The 19,499-nt window shown below is 70.0% G+C and carries 16 protein-coding genes and 1 rRNA gene; 4 read left to right on the forward strand and 13 right to left on the reverse strand.

Features of this window, described 5'->3' with window-relative positions; translation table 11 throughout:
• Positions 1-102: 102 nt before the first annotated feature.
• Positions 103-909, reverse strand: coding sequence for a pentapeptide repeat-containing protein (locus HZZ10_RS17220; RefSeq protein WP_179914461.1), 807 nt, complete (start codon positions 907-909; stop codon positions 103-105).
• A gap of 9 nt (positions 910-918) precedes the next feature.
• A complete protein-coding gene (locus HZZ10_RS17225; RefSeq protein WP_179914462.1) occupies positions 919-3,183 on the reverse strand; it encodes an MMPL family transporter in 2,265 nt (754 codons plus the stop codon).
• Between the two features lie 139 nt (positions 3,184-3,322).
• Here HZZ10_RS17225 and HZZ10_RS17230 point away from each other — a divergent pair, with 139 nt between their 5' ends.
• Positions 3,323-4,048 (forward strand): TetR/AcrR family transcriptional regulator, encoded by a 726-nt coding sequence (locus HZZ10_RS17230; RefSeq protein WP_179914463.1) that lies wholly within the window; start codon positions 3,323-3,325, stop codon positions 4,046-4,048.
• A 152-nt stretch (positions 4,049-4,200) separates the two neighbouring features.
• On the opposite strand, the gene HZZ10_RS19930 is transcribed toward HZZ10_RS17230, so the two are convergent.
• From HZZ10_RS19930 to HZZ10_RS17255, 5 genes are all read right to left on the reverse strand, one after another.
• A complete protein-coding gene (locus tag HZZ10_RS19930; protein WP_179914464.1) occupies positions 4,201-5,292 on the reverse strand; it encodes a nitroreductase/quinone reductase family protein in 1,092 nt (363 codons plus the stop codon).
• Between the two features lie 157 nt (positions 5,293-5,449).
• On the reverse strand, positions 5,450-6,478 hold the full coding sequence (ilvC, locus tag HZZ10_RS17240; protein ID WP_056130969.1) for a ketol-acid reductoisomerase: 1,029 nt from the start codon (positions 6,476-6,478) through the stop codon (positions 5,450-5,452).
• 51 nt (positions 6,479-6,529) lie between these two features.
• The gene (gene ilvN / locus HZZ10_RS17245) at positions 6,530-7,054 is read right to left on the reverse strand and encodes an acetolactate synthase small subunit (RefSeq protein ID WP_012866084.1); all 525 of its coding nucleotides are present in this window, start codon (positions 7,052-7,054) and stop codon (positions 6,530-6,532) included.
• A 15-nt stretch (positions 7,055-7,069) separates the two neighbouring features.
• Positions 7,070-8,950 (reverse strand): acetolactate synthase large subunit, encoded by a 1,881-nt coding sequence (locus tag HZZ10_RS17250; RefSeq protein ID WP_179914465.1) that lies wholly within the window; start codon positions 8,948-8,950, stop codon positions 7,070-7,072.
• Between the two features lie 508 nt (positions 8,951-9,458).
• The gene (locus tag HZZ10_RS17255; protein WP_179914466.1) at positions 9,459-10,112 is read right to left on the reverse strand and encodes a 4a-hydroxytetrahydrobiopterin dehydratase; all 654 of its coding nucleotides are present in this window, start codon (positions 10,110-10,112) and stop codon (positions 9,459-9,461) included.
• Between the two features lie 99 nt (positions 10,113-10,211).
• Here HZZ10_RS17255 and HZZ10_RS17260 point away from each other — a divergent pair, with 99 nt between their 5' ends.
• Entirely contained in the window at positions 10,212-10,763 is a 552-nt protein-coding gene (locus tag HZZ10_RS17260) for a DUF4352 domain-containing protein (RefSeq protein WP_179914467.1), read from the forward strand.
• 264 nt (positions 10,764-11,027) lie between these two features.
• Here the strand turns inward: HZZ10_RS17260 and ilvD are convergent, their stop codons facing one another.
• Positions 11,028-12,776, reverse strand: coding sequence for a dihydroxy-acid dehydratase (gene ilvD, locus HZZ10_RS17265; RefSeq protein ID WP_056130956.1), 1,749 nt, complete (start codon positions 12,774-12,776; stop codon positions 11,028-11,030).
• 173 nt (positions 12,777-12,949) lie between these two features.
• Here ilvD and HZZ10_RS17270 point away from each other — a divergent pair, with 173 nt between their 5' ends.
• Positions 12,950-13,510, forward strand: a complete 561-nt coding sequence (locus HZZ10_RS17270) for a DoxX family protein (protein WP_179914468.1) — start codon at positions 12,950-12,952, stop codon at positions 13,508-13,510.
• Between the two features lie 143 nt (positions 13,511-13,653).
• Entirely contained in the window at positions 13,654-15,006 is a 1,353-nt protein-coding gene (locus tag HZZ10_RS17275; protein ID WP_179914469.1) for a cryptochrome/photolyase family protein, read from the forward strand.
• A 5-nt stretch (positions 15,007-15,011) separates the two neighbouring features.
• Here HZZ10_RS17275 and HZZ10_RS17280 read toward each other — a convergent pair whose 3' ends face one another.
• The 5 genes from HZZ10_RS17280 to rrf all read right to left on the reverse strand — a co-directional run.
• Positions 15,012-15,599: a GNAT family N-acetyltransferase gene (locus tag HZZ10_RS17280; protein ID WP_179914470.1), complete on the reverse strand. Its 588-nt coding sequence runs from the start codon at positions 15,597-15,599 to the stop codon at positions 15,012-15,014.
• A 273-nt stretch (positions 15,600-15,872) separates the two neighbouring features.
• A complete protein-coding gene (gatB, locus tag HZZ10_RS17285; protein ID WP_179914471.1) occupies positions 15,873-17,381 on the reverse strand; it encodes an Asp-tRNA(Asn)/Glu-tRNA(Gln) amidotransferase subunit GatB in 1,509 nt (502 codons plus the stop codon).
• Positions 17,381-18,892 carry an Asp-tRNA(Asn)/Glu-tRNA(Gln) amidotransferase subunit GatA gene (gatA, locus tag HZZ10_RS17290; protein WP_179914472.1) on the reverse strand — a complete coding sequence of 504 codons (1,512 nt, stop codon included), beginning with the start codon at positions 18,890-18,892 and terminating at the stop codon, positions 17,381-17,383. The genes gatB and gatA overlap by 1 nt, the downstream gene beginning before the upstream one ends.
• Complete coding sequence (gatC, locus tag HZZ10_RS17295) at positions 18,889-19,188, reverse strand: Asp-tRNA(Asn)/Glu-tRNA(Gln) amidotransferase subunit GatC (RefSeq protein ID WP_056130937.1); 300 nt, start codon at positions 19,186-19,188, stop codon at positions 18,889-18,891. Before gatC ends, gatA begins: the two co-directional genes overlap by 4 nt.
• 211 nt (positions 19,189-19,399) lie before the next feature.
• A 5S ribosomal RNA gene (gene rrf, locus HZZ10_RS17300) occupies positions 19,400-19,499 on the reverse strand; the annotation flags it as partial.

Genomic DNA, 19,499 nt, shown 5'->3' on the forward strand with positions numbered 1-19,499 from the left:
CCCAGCCGGTGCTGACGGCGCCCCCGCCGCCCGCCCCGCCTCGGTGGCCTCCGGAGCGAGCCTGCTGGAGTTCGAGGTCGTCCTGGGAGTCGACAGCCAGGGCTAGCGGCCGCCGGAGCCGCCCCGGCCGGTCGACCGCCGGGGAGACTCGGGCTCCAGCGGGACGCCCTCTGCCCGACCTGCCACGACCGCCTCCACGTAGTCGGCGAGGTACCGGTCCTCGATCTCCTCGGCGCCGGCCCGCCCGTCCCAGCGGTCCGCGATGCGCTCGCCGTCGACGGTGCACCGCTCCAGCCGGAGCGCCCCGACAGGAGGCCCGCCTCCCCGGAGCTCGCACCGCTCGAAGGACGTGAGCGGCGAGACGACGGCCGTCCCGAAGGTGCAGTCGACGAACCGCCCGCCGACGAACCGCGCGTCGGAGAGGTCCGTCGCGTCGAAGGAGCACCGCTCGAAGGTCGCGTTCTCCCCGAGCGTGGCCCCTCGGAGCGACGCCCCGCCGAAGTCGCAGTCGACGAAGGTCCCGGCGAGCCTGACCTTCGGCATCCGAGCCGCGACGAGGCTGCACCGCTCGAGCCGGCGTCCGAGGATGCTTCCCACCGCGAGGGTGGCACCGTCGAGCGTGCACGCCACGAGCTCGGACTGGTAGACGTGCAGCCGGCCCTTCATGTGCGAGAGGTCGAGCGCCTCGAGCGTCAGGTAGTGGACGGCGAGGCCGCCCTTGCCAGCCGGGAAGCCCCGGAGGTCGACGGGCACGACGTCCGGAGCCCCCCACGGCGAGACCACCCGGTGCGGACCACGCGCGATCTTCGCCTGCTGCACCAGCTGGTCTCGGACCTCGGCGACGCGGTTCTCGTCCCACCGGCGCCGCAGGGCTGCGGCGCCAGACGGTCGGGCGGTCTCGTGTGTCATGGCGGCACCCTAGCGGGACGCTCCGACCGCGCGAACCAGCTCGGGCGGGTGAACCGCTCCAGTCTCGGGACCGCCGCGCTCCGGCACGGCCTCACCGTCCTCGACCTCCCCCTCGCTCACGCCGAAGCGGTCGTGGACCCTGCGCAGCGGGCCGGGCAGCCACCAGGTGGCGCGCCCGAGGAGGGCGAGCGTGGCCGGGACGAGCAGCGCCCGGACGACCGTCGCGTCGAGGGCGACCGCGAAGGCCAGCCCGAGGCCGACGACCTTGAGGAAGGTGACACCGCTCGTGGCCATCGCGGCGAGCACGACGACGAGCAGCAGGGCCGCACTCGTAATGGTGCTGCCGGAGCGGACGAGGCCCGTCGTGATCGCCTCGCGGGTCCCGACACCGGCGAGGTGCGCCTCGCGGATGCGGCTGAGCAGGAAGAGCTCGTAGTCCATCGCGAGGCCGAAGGCGACGACCGCGACGAGCACGAGGTTGCCCGGGGCGACGGCCCCAGCGGCGGTGAAGCCCGCGACGCCGGCGAGGTGCCCGTCGACGAAGGCCCAGGTGAGCACACCGAAGGTCGCCGCGAGGGAGAGCCCGTTGAGCAGCACGGCCTTGACCGGCGCGACCACAGAGCCGAGGGCGAGGAACAAGAGGACCAGCGTCACGCCGGCGATGAACAACGCGGTCCACGGGGCTGTCGAGACGATCGCCCGGATCGAGTCGGCGCTCGTGGCGGCGGCGCCGCCGACGAGCACCTCGGTCTCGGTCGGGGCGTCGACGTCGCGGATCTCGGAGACGAGCGTGCGGGCACCGGACGAGTCGGTGAGCAGGTCGGTCGCGACGGACACGTGCGTCACCGAGCCGGCCTGCGCGACGACCTCGGCGCCGAGCACACCGTCGAGAGCCCCGATCTCCGCGAGGTACAGCCCGGCCTCCCCCGGATCGAGCGGCCCAGCGGTGCTGCGCACCGCCACCTCGACGACAGTCCCCGACTGACCGGGGAACAGCTCGGCGACCCGCTCGGTCGCCTGACGTGGCCCCGAGGCCGTGGGCAGCTCGCGGGCGTCGCCGTCGGCGACCTGCAGGCCGAAGACCGGGAGGGCGAGCACCAGGAGGAGAGCGACCGACGCTGCGGCGACAGCCCCGGGGAACCGCAGCACGAAAGCTGCCACGCGAGCCCACCCGCGGGCACCGTCACGCACCCGTCCCCGTCCCCCACGCAGACCCGCGAGGCGTGCGGTGAGGCTGCGGGGCAGCCGACCCGCGTCGACCCGGCGCCCGAGGACCGCGAGCAGGGCCGGCAGCAGCGTCACGGCGAGCAGCATGTCGAGGAGCACCACGGCCATACCGCCGAGGCCCATGGACCGCAGGAACATCTGCGGGAAGAACAGCAGACCTGCGAAGGCGATGAGCACGGTCACCCCGGAGAACACGACCGTGCGACCGGCAGTCGAGACCGTCGTACGGACAGCCCGCTCGACGTCGTCGGTCCGTGCGAGCTCTTCGCGGAAGCGGCTGACGATGAACAACGAATAGTCGATCGCGAGACCGAGCCCGAGGATCGTCGTGACGTTGACCGCGAAGGACGAGACATCGGTGACGGTCGTGAGCGCCCGCAGGAGGCCGAGGGCTCCGAGGATGGCCACCACCCCGATGGTCACGGGCAGCAGCGCGGCCACGAGGCCACCGAAGATCACCAGCAGCAAGATGATCAGCACGGGCATGGCGAAGACCTCGGCCCGGACGATGTCGGACTCGGAGAGGTGCTGCATCTCGGTCATGACGACGACGGAGCCGCCCACCTCGGTGGTCCACCCGGCGGGTGCCGCGAGAGCGCCCTCGATGCCGTCGACCTGCGCCTGGCGCGCCTCCTCGGTGGTGCCGGACAGCGTGATCACGGCGAGGGCGCTGTGGCCGTCGCTGCCGAGCAGGCTGGTCGCGACGTCGGCCGGGAGGCCGTCAGTCCACGGCGTGAGCACTGACAGCGCAATGCCGTCCGGGAGCCCGCCGAGAGCTGTGGCGACGGTCTGGGCGAAGACTGGGTCCTCGGTCAAGACGGTCTCCGACCCGTAGACCACCACGACGTCGGCCGCGCTCCGTCCGAAGGTCTCCTCGAGCAGGGCGTCGGCGGCGGCGCTCTCCGACCCCGGGTCGGCAAAACCACCGCTCTTGACGGACTCGGTGACGGCCGGACCCAGGACGGCGGCGATCACGGTGAGGAGCCCCGCGAGCAGCAGGACCAGACCTCTGCGTCTGTAGACGAAGGACCCGAGGGCTGAGAACACGGTGGACTCCCTGACGTAAGATGTGACAGCCGATCACTTCAGTGAACACTGTTTGCTAACGGCGTTCACTAGAACATCTGGTGTTTACATCTGTCAAGGCGGCGCACCCGTGCGCGGTGTGCCCAAGGAGGACGAGAGCGTGACGGCACAGACGACCCGCCGCGAGATGCAGCGGATGGCGACCGAGCTCGAGATCAAGTCGGTCGCCCGCCAGCAGCTCGCGCAGGACGGCGTCCAGGAGGTCACGCTGCGCGGCATCGCCCGCGACATGGGGATGACGGCGCCAGCGCTCTACAGGTACTTCCCGAGCCTCGACGACCTCGTGGCGTCCATGTGCGAAGACTTCTTCGAAGAGATCACCGAGGCCCTCTCGGCGGCGGTCGTCGCAGCCGGGGACGACGGAGGGCGTGCCATGCACGCCGCGATCCGCACCTTCCGCGCCTGGGCCGTCGGGCACCGCAACGAGTTCGCCCTCATGTTCCGCCACGGCGCGGAGAACCCTGGAGAGGCCAGCAGCACCGCGCGCTTCGCAGCGGTGTTCTTCGACCTCTACCTGCGCCTGTGGGGGACGCAGCCCTTCGAGGTCCCCGAGCTCACCGCCACGTCAGCAGCGACCTGCGGCACGATCCGCGACTTCGTCGAAGAGTCCTTCGACCTGGTCGCCGCGGGAGACCACGCTCCCCCGCCCGCAGCGCTCTTCGTGTTCACCCGCACCTGGGTCCGGCTCTACGGCGTGATCGGCATGGAGGTCTCCGGACAGCTGGCCTTCATGTTCGACGACGTCACGCCCTACTTCGAGAGCGAGCTCGAAGACGCGGCGACAGCCCTCGGCATCCCCTACGTCCCGTCCGACGCTCCCGCGTAGCCGGACCTGCGCAGCTCACGTGCGGTGACGGCCTCGCCCTCGCGCTCAGCCTGCGGAGCAGCAGCACGACAGAGGGGCCGAGGTCCTCGCGGACGTCGGCCCCTCTGCGCGTCCGGACGACGCGGGGTGGTGCGGTGCGGCTCTCGGCCGCGTCAGCGCGGGTAGAGCAGCTCGAAACGCTCGGTGACCACCATGAAGTCCTCGGGGACCGTGACGAGCCCCAGCACCCGGGTGAAGAACTCGGTGTGGTCCGTCCGCCACCCCTCGAGGCTCCGGTCGCCCTCTCCCTCGGCGGCCGCGAAGTCGTCGCTCACCTCACCGAAGGGCACCACGGCGACGTCGGTCGTCCGGATGAGTGCCTTCGGGTGCCCCGCTCCGTCGACCACGATCGACAGGTCGCCCTCGCGAGGCAGCGGCGCGTCGTCGCCGTCGTACTCCGACAGGGCCGAGGACGTCGCGGTCTTCGTGCCGTCGAGGACGAGCCCGAGGAGCCTGTCCGCCTGCTCAGGGTTGTCGCCGAAGGACCAGGCGACCGGAGCGACGTTCTCGGCGACCGTCAACCCGCCCACGACTGCGATGCGCCCGAGCCCGGCCTGCACACGCGCGTTCTCCCAGAACTCGGCGATCTCGTCGTCGAGCTCGGTGGCCTTCTCGATCCGCTCGAGCTCCTGCTCGGTCTCCTCGTACGGGAGCCCAGCGTCTGCTGCGCCGGCGACCATGCCTGCGTCGGAACCTGCGACAGCCGCGGTCCCTGCGTGGGTCCCTGCACCCGCAGCCGCAGCGCTGTCGTGCTGCTCCGCAACCTCGGGGTCCACGGGCTCGAGGACGAACACCGGGATCAGCCGTGACGTCTTGATCGCGTAGTCCGCGTAGTCGGGATAGGCCTCGACAGAGCGGGCCCACCAGGTCTCGCGTTCCGCGCCCTCGAGCTCACGCGCCAGGTAGTCGCGCACCACGGCGCCGTCGCGGAGCTCGACGTGGGGGTGGGCGACCAGGTTGTAGTACCAGGTCGGGTGCTTCGGGGCGCCACCGAGGGAGGCGACCACCGCGTACTGCCCGTCGTGCTCGACGCGCATGAGGGGGATCTTGCGGATCTTGCCGGACTTCGCACCGCGCGAGACGAGCACGATGACAGGCATGCCTCGCATCGTGGTGCCCTCAGCACCGTTCGTGCGCTCGATGAGCTCGACCTGCTCGCGCGAGAAGTCGTCGGTGCTGGGCTCGTACGTTCCGTGGAGAGGCATGACCCCAGTGAAGCAGGTCGGGCCCGCCTGCAAAAGCGCAGACGGGCCCGACCAGGGGAAAGACGAGGATCAGCGTCCTGCTGAACCCCGATACCTACTCATCGGGAAGCCCCGGGCTTCGACTCCGCCCGGAGCTCCTCCGTCACTCCGCGCTGCGTCAGCGCCCGGCGCTTCCCTCGACGTAGTCGGTGTCCGATGGCTTGACCCACGCGAAGAGCTTGCGCAGCTCGCGGCCGGTGGCCTCGATCGGGTGCGCCTCGCCCTTGGCACGGAGCTCCTTGAACTCGGGGGCACCGTTGTCCTGGTCGGCGATGAAGCGCTCGGCGAAGGCACCGTTCTGGATGTCCGCGAGGACAGCCTTCATGTTCTCCTTCACCTCGGGGGTGATGACGCGCGGGCCGGAGACGTAGTCGCCGTACTCAGCGGTGTCGGAGACGGACCAGCGCTGCTTGGCGATCCCGCCCTCCCACATGAGGTCGACGATGAGCTTGAGCTCGTGCAGCACCTCGAAGTACGCGACCTCGGGCTGGTAGCCAGCCTCGGTGAGCACCTCGAAACCGTACTGGACGAGCTGCGACGCACCGCCGCAGAGGACAGCCTGCTCGCCGAAGAGGTCGGTCTCGGTCTCCTCGGTGAAGGTGGTCTTGATGCCGGCGGCGCGCAGGCCACCGATCGCCTTGCCGTAGGAGAGCGCGAGCTCCCACGCCGAACCGGACGCGTCCTGCTCGACAGCGACGATCACGGGCACGCCGCGGCCGTCGAGGTACTCGCGGCGCACGAGGTGCCCCGGGCCCTTGGGGGCGACCATGACGATGTCGTGGCCGGCCTCGGGCTTGATGTAGCCGAAGCGGATGTTGAAGCCGTGCCCGAAGACGAGAGCAGCACCCTCGGTGAGGTTCGGGGCGATCTCCTCGGTGTACACGTGACGCTGGACCTGGTCCGGCGCGAGGATGACGACGACGTCGGCGCCCTTGACGGCCTCCGCGACGGTCAGGACGCGCAGGCCCTCGTCCTCGGCCTTCTTGCGGGACGCAGAGCCCTCGCGCAGGCCGACGGTGACGTCGACGCCGGAGTCGCGCAGGTTGAGCGCGTGGGCGTGGCCCTGGCTCCCGTAGCCGATGACGGCAACCTTGCGGCCAGCAATGATGGACAGATCAGCGTCGTCGTCGTAGAACAGCTCAGCCACCGTAGATCTCCTTGGTTAGACGTGTGTGTCGTAGGTCGTGCATGAAGTGTGTCAGGCCGAGCGCGGGACGCGCTCGAGTGCCCGGTCGGTGATCGAGCGCGATCCGCGCCCGATCCCGACGGTCCCCGACTTGACGATCTCGCGGATGCCGAAGGGCTCGAGAGCCCCGAGGAGTGCCGAGAGCTTGTCCGGGTTACCGGTCGCCTCGATCGTCACGGCGTCAGGGACGACGTCGACGACGTGGGCGCGGAAGAGCTGCACGACCTCGAGCACGTGGGTGCGCGTGCTGAGGTCTGCTCTCACCTTCACGAGCATGAGCTCGCGCTGTACCGCCGCTGCCGGGTCCAGCTCGACGATCTTGATGACGTTGACCAGCTTGTTCAGCTGCTTGGTCACCTGTTCCAGCGGGAGGTCGTCGACGTCGACGACGACGGTCACCCGCGAGAGCTCTTCGTGCTCCGTCGGTCCGACGGCGAGAGAGTGGATGTTGAAGGCCCTGCGTGCAAACAGGCCGGCGACGCGTGCGAGCACGGCGGGCTTGTTCTCGACGAGGACCGAGAGGGTGTGACGAGTCATGGTCTGGGCTCCCGGTCAGTCTTCGCGGTCCCACGCGGGCGAGATGCCGCGTGCGTACTGGATGTCGTCGTTGCTCACGCCGGCGGCGACCATCGGCCACACCATGGCGTCGCGCGACACGTGGAAGTCGATGACGACAGGCTGGTCGTTGATCTGCTCCGCGCGCTTGATGGCCGCGTCGACCTCGTTCGCGTGCTCCACGCGGATGCCCACGCAGCCGTAGGCGTCGGCGAGCTTGACGAAGTCCGGGATGTGCCGCGTGCCGTGCCCGGTGTGCAGGTCGGTGTTGGAGTACCTGGACTCGTAGAACAGCGTCTGCCACTGGCGGACCATGCCGAGCGAGGAGTTGTTGATCAGCGCCACCTTGATGGGGATGTCGTTGATCGAGCAGGTCGCGAGCTCCTGGTTGGTCATCTGGAAGCAGCCGTCGCCGTCGATCGCCCACACGGTGCGGTCGGGCTGGCCGACCTTGGCGCCCATCGCGGCCGGGATCGAGTAGCCCATGGTGCCCAGGCCGCCCGAGTTGAGCCACGTGTTCGGCCGCTCGTAGCGGATGAACTGCGAGGCCCACATCTGGTGCTGGCCCACGCCCGAGACGTAGATGCTGTCCGGGCCCGAGATCTCACCGAGGCGGCTGATCACGTGCTGCGGGGCGAGGTGACCGTCGTCGGGCTCCGTGAAGCCGAGCGGGTAGGTCTCGCGCCAGCTGTCGATCTGACGCCACCAGGCCTCGAGGTCCGGCTTGCCGTGCGTCTCCTGCTCGCGGGCGAGCTCGGGCAGCAGGTCGGCGATGACCTCTTTGAGGTCTCCGACGATCGGCACGTCCGCGGCACGGTTCTTGCCGATCTCGGCCGGGTCGATGTCCGCGTGGATGATCGTCGCGTGCGGGGCGAAGCTCGAGAGCTTGCCGGTGACGCGGTCGTCGAAGCGGGCACCGAGGGCGAAGACCAGGTCGGCCTTCTGCAGCGCGGACACAGCCGGGACCGTCCCGTGCATCCCCGGCATGCCGAGGTTCTGCGGGTGCGAGTCGGGCAGCGCGCCACGAGCCATGAGCGTCGTGACTGCAGCGGCGCCGGAGAGGTCGACGAGCTTGCGCAGCTCGGCCGCAGCGCCGGAACGGATCGCACCGCCGCCGACGTAGAGGACAGGCCGACGCGCCGAGGCGAGCAGGCGGGCGGCCTCACGGATCTGCTTGCTGTGCGGCTTCGTCACCGGGTGGTACCCCGGCAGGTTGAGCTCGCTCGGCCAGTTGAACGTCGTGGACGCCTGCATCGCCGACTTCGCGATGTCGACGAGCACGGGTCCCGGGCGCCCGGTCGAGGCGATGTGGAAGGCCTCGGCGATCGTCCGCGGGATGTCGTCGGGGTCGGTCACCAGGAAGCTGTGCTTGGTCACCGGGAAGGTGATGCCGACGATGTCGGCCTCCTGGAACGCGTCGGTCCCGATGAGCGAGGCACCCACCTGGCCGGTGATCGCGACCATGGGGATCGAGTCCATGTTGGCGTCGGCGATCGGCGTCACGAGGTTCGTCGCACCGGGGCCCGAGGTCGCCATCGTCACCCCGACACGGCCCGTGGCGTGGGCGTAGCCCGAGGCTGCGTGACCGCCACCCTGCTCGTGCCGCACGAGGATGTGCCGGATCTTCTTCGAGTCCATGAGCGGGTCGTAGGTCGGGAGGATCGCTCCGCCCGGGATGCCGAAGACCGTCTCGACGCCAGCGGCCTCGAGCGAGCGGACGATCGACTCGGCGCCGGTGATCTCGGCCGTCGAGACGTCGGTGCGCGGCCGGCGGACGGCGTCGCCGGGGGCAGGCTTCGGTGCGGTCGGCGTCGCGGCGGGTGCCGCGCCCGCCGGCGCTCCGCCGCGAGGCGGTGCGGGTGTGGGGCCCTGGACCATCGGGTTCTCCTGGGTGCTGAACGACGTGTGCGGGAGTGCTTACTGGTCAGTGCTGGCGAGTGCTGGGAGCGCTGGTCGGGCTCGCCGGTCGTGCTGACAGGCACCGACGCTGGTGCGTGGTCCTGCCTGTGCGACCTGAGGTCCGCTGCCGGGTGGGCGAAGATCCTCTGGTCGCAGGTCGTGACATGAAAAAACCCCTCGTTCCCGGGTAGGGGCCTTCGAGGGGTGAGCGCGCTGACGAAACCGAAGTGCTGGGCCTCAGCCGGCGCGCTCGGTAAGTACTACGAGGATGTTCGTCTGCATACGAAGCAGAGTACGCCTCCCCTGCGGTGATGTCATGCGGCCCCCCAATCGTCTCGCCTGGTGAGACGCGAGTGTTCATCCGGGAGGGCCTCGTCGCTCGGCTACAAGCCGCTGGCCCGCGTCGTCCTGCCAGCCTGCGCACGTCCTCGCCGACCGGTCGACGTGCGTCGGAGCACCCCAGCGCGGACGCCCGAGAGCCCGCTCCTCAGTCCCGTCCGGCCGCCGTCGACACGCAGACCTCGTTGCCGTCAGCGTCGGCGAGCACCCACCAGCTCGGTGCGTGCTCGTCCGACACGAGGGTGCCACCGGCGGCGAGAGCAGCGTCGACCCGGCCGGGCCCCTCGTCGGCCGCGACCGAGACGTCGACGTGGAGCCTCCCCCGTCCCGGGCGCGCTGCGTCAGCCTCCTGGAACCAGACCTGAGGGCCCAGCCCGTGCGGGTCGGCGAGCGCGTCCTCGTCGTCCCGTGCCGCGTCGTACCCGAGGACCGCGGCCCAGAAGGGACGGATGCGGGAGTCGTCGGTCGTGTCGACGGCGATCTCGACAGCCTGTGGTGCGCCCGGCGCCTGCTCGACGCCGAGCTCGACGGCGACCTGGGCCACACGCCGCGCCAGCAGGACGTCGCGGTCGGTCAGTCGCGCCACGTCATGGCTGACCAGAGAGAGCGCGACGTAGCCGTGCTGCAGCTCGACGTCGGGATGGTGCCCGGCCAGCTCGGCCTCCTCCGCGACGCGCTGCACGAAGGCGAGCGCCGAGACGAAGTCGGGGGTGCGGAAGTGCGCGCGGAGCCGTCCGAGGACGACGCGCCAGGGGGTCCCGGCGAGCGCGTCCTCGATCTCACCGGTCGTCAGATCAGCCATGACAGCCACTGTCGCACCTAGAGTGGGACACCACAACGCCTTCCACCACCAGCACGAGACTCCCGGGACCTGCCGGGCGCACGAGAGGAGCACCGCCCCGTGGCCGTCCAGCCCCGCACCCGGCGCTCCCTCGGCACCGCAGCAGCTCTTGCTCTCGTGCTGACGCTCGGCGCATGCGGCGACGACCCCGAGACTCTCGAGCACGTGACGGTGTCCGCGTCGGTCACCGACCCCGACACCTCGCAGACGACCACGGTCCACGGGTACGTGCCGGACCTGGCCCTCCCGGCGGGGACGACGCTCGATGCGCCCCTCGACGACCCGGTGATCCTTGCCGTCGACGTGACGGTCGCGGTCGGACCGGACCGTGGCTTCTCCGTGCGCCCGAGCGACTTCACGCTCCGGACGTCGTCAGGAGACTCCGTGGCCGCGCTGACCTCCGTGAACCGCGCCCTCGAGGACGAGTCGCTGTGGCCTCTCCTCGAGGTCGGCTCGGGCAGCACCCTGCGCGGGTGGCTCGCCTTCCCGGTCGAGCGCGGGTCGGTCGACGGTGCGACGCTCGTCGCGGCGCGTCCTGAGTCGATGACTGTCGAGGGCCGCGGCTCGCTCGAGGCTGCGACCTTCGAGGTCGCGCTCGAGCCTGCGGGCTGACCCACCGGCCAGCACGGCCGCCTGTCGGCGGGGTCTCCGGTCAGCAGAGCCTCCTCCAACGGGAGCCTGAGCTCTCGCCTGCGCCGGCACCGGGTCGCAGACACCACCGCCGGTCGCGCGCGGCACCGCATTTCGCACACGCCGCCGCTCGTCGCACGCGGCACCGCCGGTCGCACACGCCGGGAGGGCGGGACCGGTCCTGATGGACCTGTCCCGCCCTCCCTGGGTCTCGCAGCAGCACCTCTGTGGCGCCACCGGCGTCCGTCAGTACAGGACGGCGCCCTGCGAGGCGGAGTGCACGAGCTTGGCGTACTTGGCGAGGACTCCCCGCGTGAAGGTCGGGGCGAGCGGCTCCCAGCCTTCCTTGCGGGCCTCGAGGACCTCGGGGTCGACGAGCACGTCGAGCGTCGCGTTGGCGACGTCCAGACGGATCCTGTCACCGTCCTGCACGTAGGCGATCGGTCCGCCGTCGACGGCCTCGGGCGCGACGTGGCCGACGCACAAACCCGTGGTGCCACCCGAGAAGCGGCCGTCCGTGAGCAGCAGGACGTCCTTGCCGAGGCCGGCACCCTTGATCGCACCGGTGATGGCGAGCATCTCGCGCATGCCCGGTCCACCCTTGGGGCCCTCGTAGCGGATGACGACGACGTCGCCGGCCTTGATGGTCCCGTCCTCGAGGGCGTCCATCGCCGCACGCTCGCGCTCGAAGACGCGGGCGGTGCCCTCGAACACGTCGGAGTCGAAGCCTGCGGACTTCACGACCGCGCCCTCAGGGGCGAGCGAACCGTGCAGGATCGTGATGCCACCGGTCTTGTGGATCGGGTTGCTGAGCGCCCGGAGGATCTTGCCGTCGGGGTCGGGCGGCGCGATGTCCGCGAGGTTCTCCGCGACGGTCTTGCCGGTCACCGTGAGGCAGTCGCCGTGCAGCAGACCGGCGTCGAGCAGCGCCTTCATGACGACGGGGACGCCGCCGATGCGGTCGACGTCGGCCATGACGTAGCGGCCGAAGGGCTTGAGGTCTCCGAGGTGCGGGACCTTCGCGGCGACGCGGCTGAAGTCGTCGAGCGTGAGCTCGACCTCTGCCTCGTGCGCGATCGCCAGCAGGTGCAGGACAGCGTTCGTCGAGCCGCCGAAGGCCATGACGACGGCGATGGCGTTCTCGAAGGCCTCCTTCGTCATGATCTGACGCGCGGTGATGCCCTTGCGGAGCAGCTCGACGACGGCCTCGCCCGACTTGTGCGCGAAGGCGTCGCGGCGGCGGTCCGCCGAGGGCGGCGCAGCAGAGCCGGGGAGCGACATGCCCATGGCCTCGGCCACCGACGCCATCGTGTTCGCCGTGTACATGCCGCCGCAGGCACCCTCGCCCGGGCAGATCGCGCGCTCGATGCGGTCGAGGTCGCCCTTGCTCATGAGCCCCTTGGCGCAGGCGCCGACAGCCTCGAAGGCGTCGATGAGCGTGACGTCCTTCTCTGTCCCGTCCTCGAGCTTGACCCAGCCCGGCATGATCGTGCCGGCGTAGAGGAACACCGAGGAGAGGTCGAGACGAGCAGCGGCCATGAGCATGCCGGGGAGCGACTTGTCGCAGCCCGCGAGGAGCACAGAGCCGTCGAGGCGCTCGGCCTGCATGACGGTCTCGACCGAGTCGGCGATGATGTCGCGCGAGACCAGCGAGAAGTGCATGCCCTCGTGGCCCATCGAGATGCCGTCCGAGACGGAGATGGTGCCGAACTCGAGCGGGTAGCCACCACCGGCGTGCACGCCGCCCTTGACGGCCTTCGCGAGGCGGTCGAGCGAGAGGTTGCAGGGCGTGATCTCGTTCCACGAGCTGGCGACGCCGATCTGGGGCTTGACCCAGTCGTCGTCTCCCATGCCGACGGCGCGGAGCATGCCGCGCGACGCGGTGGCCTCGATCCCGTCTGTCACCTTGCGCGAGCGGGGCTTGATGTCGACACCTGGTGCGGCGGACCTGTCCGCGGCGGCGGTCTCGGGGGCGGTGTGTGGCGTTTCGGTCATGCTCCCGAGTGTAGGACCGCCCGTCCGTGCGCACGTCAGAGGGTCACCCTTCGGACGGGACCTACGTCCCCCGATATCGGGGACCTACGGCCCACAGATCCGGTCCCCAGGCGGTCAAAGATTGAACTACGAACACACCACAGCTTCACAGTTCATCTGAGGGGATGAGAGCAATGACCGCAACAACGAGCACTCGAACACAGGGGCACAGCGCAGTCGTCACGGGGGACGACATCGTGGTCCGGCCCGGGGCGCGTCGCGCACTGGCCCTCGCTCGGCTGTCGACGGGGTTCATCTTCCTCTGGGCCTTCCTCGACAAGACCTTCGGTCTCGGTTACTCGACCCCGAGCGACCGTGCCTGGATCAACGGCGGAGAGCCGAGCCAGGGCTTCCTCAACAGCCCGGCCGTCGTCGGACCGTTCAAGGACTTCTTCGCCAGCATCGCCAGCCCCGCGACCGACGTCCTCTTCATGCTCGGCATGCTCGCCGTCGGCGTCGCAGTGATGGCAGGCATGGGCGTCCGCGTCGCAGCTGTCGCCGGCTCGCTCATCATGTTCCTCATGTGGGTCGCCGAGTGGCCCATGGAGGCCGGCACCAACCCGTTCATGGACTACCACATCATCTACGCGCTCGTCCTGGTCGTCGTCGCCTTCACGCTGGCTGGTGACACCTGGGGCCTCGGCAAGTGGTGGGCCAACCTCCCCATCGTCAAGAACAACGGATGGCTCCGCTGACCACATCTCCCGCGGGCTGCACCCAGTCCTGCAGGGCACCTCGAAGGGCCTCGTCGCCACAGCGACGGGGCCCTTCGGGCGTCCCGTGGCACCGGCGCTGCTCCCGTCCTGCCGAGCGACCGACGCCGCACTAGGGTGGCCCGATGACCACGATCCACTGGTTCCGACGCGACCTCCGGCTGGCCGACAACCCCGCGCTCAACAGCGCCTGGGAGGAGGCGCAGGCCGACGACTCCCAGGTGGTCGGGCTGTTCGTCCTCGACGACGGGCTGTGGGGTCCCTCAGGGTCGCCGCGCCGCGACTACCTGCTCGCCAGCCTGAGCGCCCTCAGTGAGAGCATGGGCGGACGGCTCGTCGTACGGCGTGGGGACCCGGTCGACGTGCTGCCGAGCGTGGCGCACGAGGTCGGCGCCCAGACCGTGCACGTCGCGGAGTCCTTCGAGCCCTACGGCCGGGCACGCGACGAGAAGGTGGAGTCAGACCTGGCAGAGGCGGGTGTCCGGCTGCAGCGCACAGGCTCGGCCTACGCGGTGTCCCCAGGACGCGTGCTGACACGCACCGGCACGCCCTACAGGGTGTTCACCCCCTTCCGCACAGCGTGGCTCGACCACGGCTGGCGCGGCCCCGCAGCAGACCTCGGTCCTGTCGACTGGGCAGACCTGGCCTCCGAGCCGCTGCCCGAGGCCGACGGCGAGCCGCTGCGCCCGGCGGGCGAGGCAGCAGCGCTCGAGCGGTGGCACGAGTTCCTCGAGGACGTCGACGGCTACGACTCCGACCGCGACCGCCCTGACCTCGACCTCACCTCCCGGCTCTCCGTCCCGCTCAAGTGGGGCGAGATCCACCCCCGCACCCTGCTCGCCGACCTCAAGCAGGTGAGGGGCGACGGTGCCGCGAGCTTCAGGTCCGAGCTCGCGTGGCGCGAGTTCCACGCGGACGTCCTCTTCCACTCCCCCGAGGCCGCGACACTCTCGATCCGCGAGGTCATGCCCGACGACGCCTGGGCCCCGCGGTCACAGGCCGACAGGTGGTTCCAGGCGTGGACGGAGGGCCGGACCGGCTATCCGATGGTCGACGCCGGCATGCGGCAGCTCCTCGCCGAGGGGTGGATGCACGGCCGGGTACGGATGATCGTCGGGTCGTTCCTGGTCAAGGACCTGCACATCCCGTGGCAGCGCGGAGCACGGCACTTCATGCAGCACCTGCTCGACGCCGACCGCTCGCAGAACCAGCTGAACTGGCAGTGGGTCGCGGGGACCGGTCTCGACGCGTCGCCGTACTTCCGGATCTTCAACCCTGTGACGCAGGGACTGAAGTTCGACCCCGACGGCGACTACGTCCGCCGCTGGGTCCCCGAGCTGCGCGCCGTGCCCGGCAAGGCCGTGCACGAGCCGTGGAAGCTCCCCGACCCGCCCGAGGACTACCCTGACCAGCTGGTCGACCACTCCCGAGAGCGCAAGGAGTCGCTCGACGCCTACGCGCGCTTCAAGGACGCCTGAGCGGGTCAGGCGTCGCGCGACCTGTAGTCGTCCTCGAGGACTGCCATGAGGAAGACGTCGCAGTACGAGTCGCCGTCGAGGGCTGCGTCGCGCTGCCTGCCCTCGAGGACGAAACCGAGAGACTCGTAGAGAGCACGGGCACGGGGGTTGATCGCGAGCACGTCGAGCTGGACCCTGTGCAGACGCGGTCCGTCGTCCCCCGCCCCGTCACCGTCGAAGGCGTAGCGCAGCACCTGGTCGATCGCGTCGCGCCCGTAACCACGGCCACGGTAGGCCGGGAGCTGAGCCAGTCGCAGGTTGGCGCAGCGGACCTCCTCGTCGATGTCGTTGAGGACGATCTCACCGATCATCTCGTCGCTCACCAGCTCGCCGCCACGTGTCATGGCGGGGGTGACAGCCCAGTCGTAGCGGCCCGGGCGGTCGCTGACCGTCCTGGCCCACTCGTCGATCTGCTCCCGGTCGAAGTCGGTCGTCGTCCCCGTCAGCCTCATGGCCTCGGGGTCCTGGAGGGACTCCCACATGCGGTCGGCGTCGGTCGCCTCGATCGGGCGCAGCCGGGCGATCTCACCGGTCAGTACAGGACCGCGGGTCATCGGTTCTCCTCGTCAGGTGGTCCCGCCTGCGGGGCGTCGGCCGAGCAGCGGGGCATCAGCGTCGATGCTGATGCATGAGTGCGGTGGAGCTGTGGAGCTGTGGTGCCGCCGTGCCGTCCTGCGACAGTGCGGTGGTGTGGTGAGTCTGTCGTGGTGTCGAGCGAAGCGGTGCCCCGTAGCTGGATGCGTGCGGGGCGGGTACGACGGACGTCCGCCGTACCCGCCCCGCACGTGATCCTCGAGATGTCGTGCCGGTCTCCCGGCGGCGACGTGTCAGCCGATGCGCTCGACGACCAGCTCGCGGACGCGCCCGGCGTCAGCCTGGCCACGGGTGGCCTTCATGACGGCGCCGATGACAGCACCGATCGGGCCGAGGTTGCCGGAGCGGATCTTCTCGACGATGTCAGGCTGTGCGGCCAGGACCGTGTCGATCGCCTCGAGCAGCGGGCCGTCGTCGGAGACGATCTCCAGACCGCGGGCCACGACGACCTCTTCCGGGGAACCTTCGCCGGCGAGGACGCCTTCGAGGACCTGACGGGCCATCTTGTCGTTGATGCGACCCGAGTCGACGAGCGACTGGAGCTGACCGATCTGCTCCGGGGTGACGGGCAGGTCCGCGAGCTCGACCTCGGTGGTCTTCGCGGCACGGGCGAGCTCGCCCATCCACCACTTGCGGGCGGCGGCCGGGCTAGACCCTGCAGCGATGGTGGTCTCGATGAGCTCGAGGGCACCGGCGTTGACGACGTCGCGCATCTCCGGGTCGGAGAAGCCCCAGTCGCCCTGGAGGCGACGACGACGGTCGGCCGGCATCTCGGGGAGTGTCGCGCGGATCTCTTCGACCCACTCCCGGCTCGGCTCGACGGGGACCAGGTCGGGCTCGGGGAAGTACCTGTAGTCCTCGGCGTCGGACTTCACGCGCCCGGCCGTCGTGGTCGAGGTGTCCTCGTGCCAGTGACGCGTCTCCTGCGTCACCGTCTTGCCTGCGTCGAGGACGGCGGCCTGACGGGAGACCTCGTAGCGGACCGCACGCTCGATCGACCGGAACGAGTTGACGTTCTTGGTCTCGGTGCGGGTGCCGAGAGGTGACTCGGGCGTGGCGCGGAGCGACAGGTTCACGTCAGCGCGGACGTTCCCACGCTCCATGCGAGCCTCGGAGACGTCGAGGGCCCGGAAGATGTCGCGCAGCGTCTGGACGTACGCACGGGCGACCTCGGGGGCGCGGTCTCCGGCGCCCTCGATCGGACGCGTGACGATCTCCACGAGGGGGATGCCGGCACGGTTGTAGTCGACGAGCGAGTGGTCGGCTCCGTGGATACGGCCTGTGCTGCCACCGACGTGGGTGTTCTTGCCCGCGTCTTCTTCCATGTGCGCGCGCTCGATCTCCACACGGAAGATCGACCCGTCGTCGAGCTCGACGTCGAGGTACCCGTCGAAGGCGATGGGCTCGTCGTACTGCGAGGTCTGGAAGTTCTTCGGCACGTCCGGGTAGAAGTAGTTCTTCCGGGCGAAGCGGCAGGACTCCGCGATCGAGCAGTTCAGCGCGAGGCCGATCTTGATCGCGGACTCCACGGCCTTGCCGTTGACGACAGGGAGCGCTCCGGGCAGACCGAGCGACACGGGGGTCGTCTGGGTGTTCGGCGCGCCGCCGAACTCGACCTCGGCGGCGCAGAACATCTTGGTCTTCGTGCCGAGCTCGACGTGGACCTCGATGCCGATCACCGGGTCGAAGCGCGCGACGGCCTCGTCGTAGTCGACCAGGTCGACGTGGGCAGAGTGGCTCATCAGCGGATCTCCAGTTCAGGTGCCTGGTCGAGGATCGGACCGCCCCAGACGTTCTCGAGGGCGGACTCGAGCGCCGCACCGACGCGGTACAGGCGCTCGTCGGCGCGGGCCGGGGCGAGGATCTGGAAGCCGACGGGCAGGCCGTCGTCCGACAGACCGTTCGGGAGCGAGAGCCCCGGGACACCGGCGAGGTTCGCCGGGATGGTCGCGACATCGTTGAGGTACATCGCGAGAGGGTCGTCGAGCTTCTCGCCGAACTTGAAGGCCGTGGTCGGGGCCGTCGGGGAGACGAGCACGTCCGCCTTCTCGAAGGCTGCGGCGAAGTCCCGCTGGATGAGCGTGCGGACCTTCTGAGCCGAGCCGTAGTAGGCGTCGTAGTAGCCTGCGGACAGCGCGTAGGTCCCGAGGATCACGCGTCGCTTGACCTCGTCGCCGAAGCCCGCTCCACGGGTGGCGGACATGACGCGCTCTGCGGTGACCGGTCCCTCGGTGGGCTCGACCCGCAGGCCGAAGCGCATGCCGTCGAACTTGGCGAGGTTGCTCGACGCCTCGGCCGGCATGATGAGGTAGTACGCGGCGAGCGCGTTGACGAAGTGCGGGCAGGAGACCTCGACGACCTCGGCACCTGCGGACTTCAGCAGCTCGAGGGACTCCTCGAACCGGGCTGAGACACCGGCCTGGTAACCCTCACCGCTGAGCTCTTTGACAACTCCGACACGCACGCCGGTGAGGTCGCCGAGCGCACCCTGACGAGCAGCGTCGACGAGGGTCGGGACGGGCTCGTTGAGCGAGGTCGAGTCGCGGGGGTCGTGCCCACCGATGAGCTCGTGAAGCAGCGCCGAGTCGAGGACCGTGCGGGTGACGGGGCCAGCCTGGTCGAGCGACGAGGCCATGGCGATGAGGCCGTAGCGGGAGACGCCACCGTAGGTGGGCTTCACGCCGACGGTCCCGGTCACAGCGCCGGGCTGGCGGATCGAGCCGCCGGTGTCGGTACCGATCGCGAGAGGGGCCTCGAAGGCAGCGACGGCAGCTGCCGAGCCACCGCCGGAGCCACCGGGGATGCGGTCGAGGTCCCAGGGGTTACGGGTGTTGCCGTAGGCGGAGTGCTCGGTGCTGGACCCCATGGCGAACTCGTCCATGTTGGTCTTGCCGAGGATGGGCAGCCCGGCTGCCTTGATCTTCTCCACGAGCGTCGCATCGTAGGGCGGGATCCAGCCCTCGAGGATCTTGGAACCGGCCGTCGTCGGCAGCCCCTTGGTGACCACGACGTCCTTGACGGCGATCGGCACACCGGCGAGAGGGTGCAGGTCCTCCCCCGCGGCGCGGCGAGTGTCGATGTCACGAGCCGTGGCAAGAGCCGACTCGGAGCTGACGTGGAGGAAGGCGTGCACGTCGGTGTCGACGGCGGCGATCCTGTCGAGGTGCGCCTGGGTGACCTCGACGCTCGAGACCTCCCCGGCGGCGAGGTGGGCCGCGAGCTGCGCGGCGCTCTGACGTGTCAGGTCGCTCATGAGTCCTCCCCGAGGATCTGCGGGACGAGGAATCGTCCGTCTTCGCTCGCAGGAGCGCTGGCCATGATCTCGTCGACGTCGAGCGGGGCGACGGGGACGTCGTCACGGAAGACGTTGGAGAGCGGCAGCGGGTGGCTGGTCGCGGGGACGTCGGGGGTCGCGACGGCACTGACCTCGGCGATCGCGTCGACGATCACGACGAGCTCGCCTGCGAGGCGGTCGAGTTCTTCGGGGGTGAGGTCGATACGCGCGAGCGCTGCGACGCGCGCGACCTCGTCACGGGAGAGTGTGGACATAGGTCCAGTCTAGGCCAGCAGCCAGGCGCTCCGGCAGGGCCGTCGGGGCCCGTTCGCGTGACGAAGAACGACGGATCTGCAGCACGACGACTGCAGACGTGCGACGTGCGACGTGCGACGTGCGACGTGCGACGTGCGACGTGCAACGTCAAAGTATCCGGGTACGACAAGAGCCCACCCCCGTAAAGGGGTGGGCTCTTGTTGAATGGTTGTCCGGCGGCGACCTACTCTCCCACACAGTCTCCCGTGCAGTACCATCGGCGCAGAGGGGCTTAGCTTCCGGGTTCGGAATGGGACCGGGCGTTTCCCCC

Source organism: Sanguibacter inulinus (genome assembly GCF_013415325.1).
GTDB classification, from domain to species: domain Bacteria; phylum Actinomycetota; class Actinomycetes; order Actinomycetales; family Cellulomonadaceae; genus Sanguibacter; species Sanguibacter inulinus.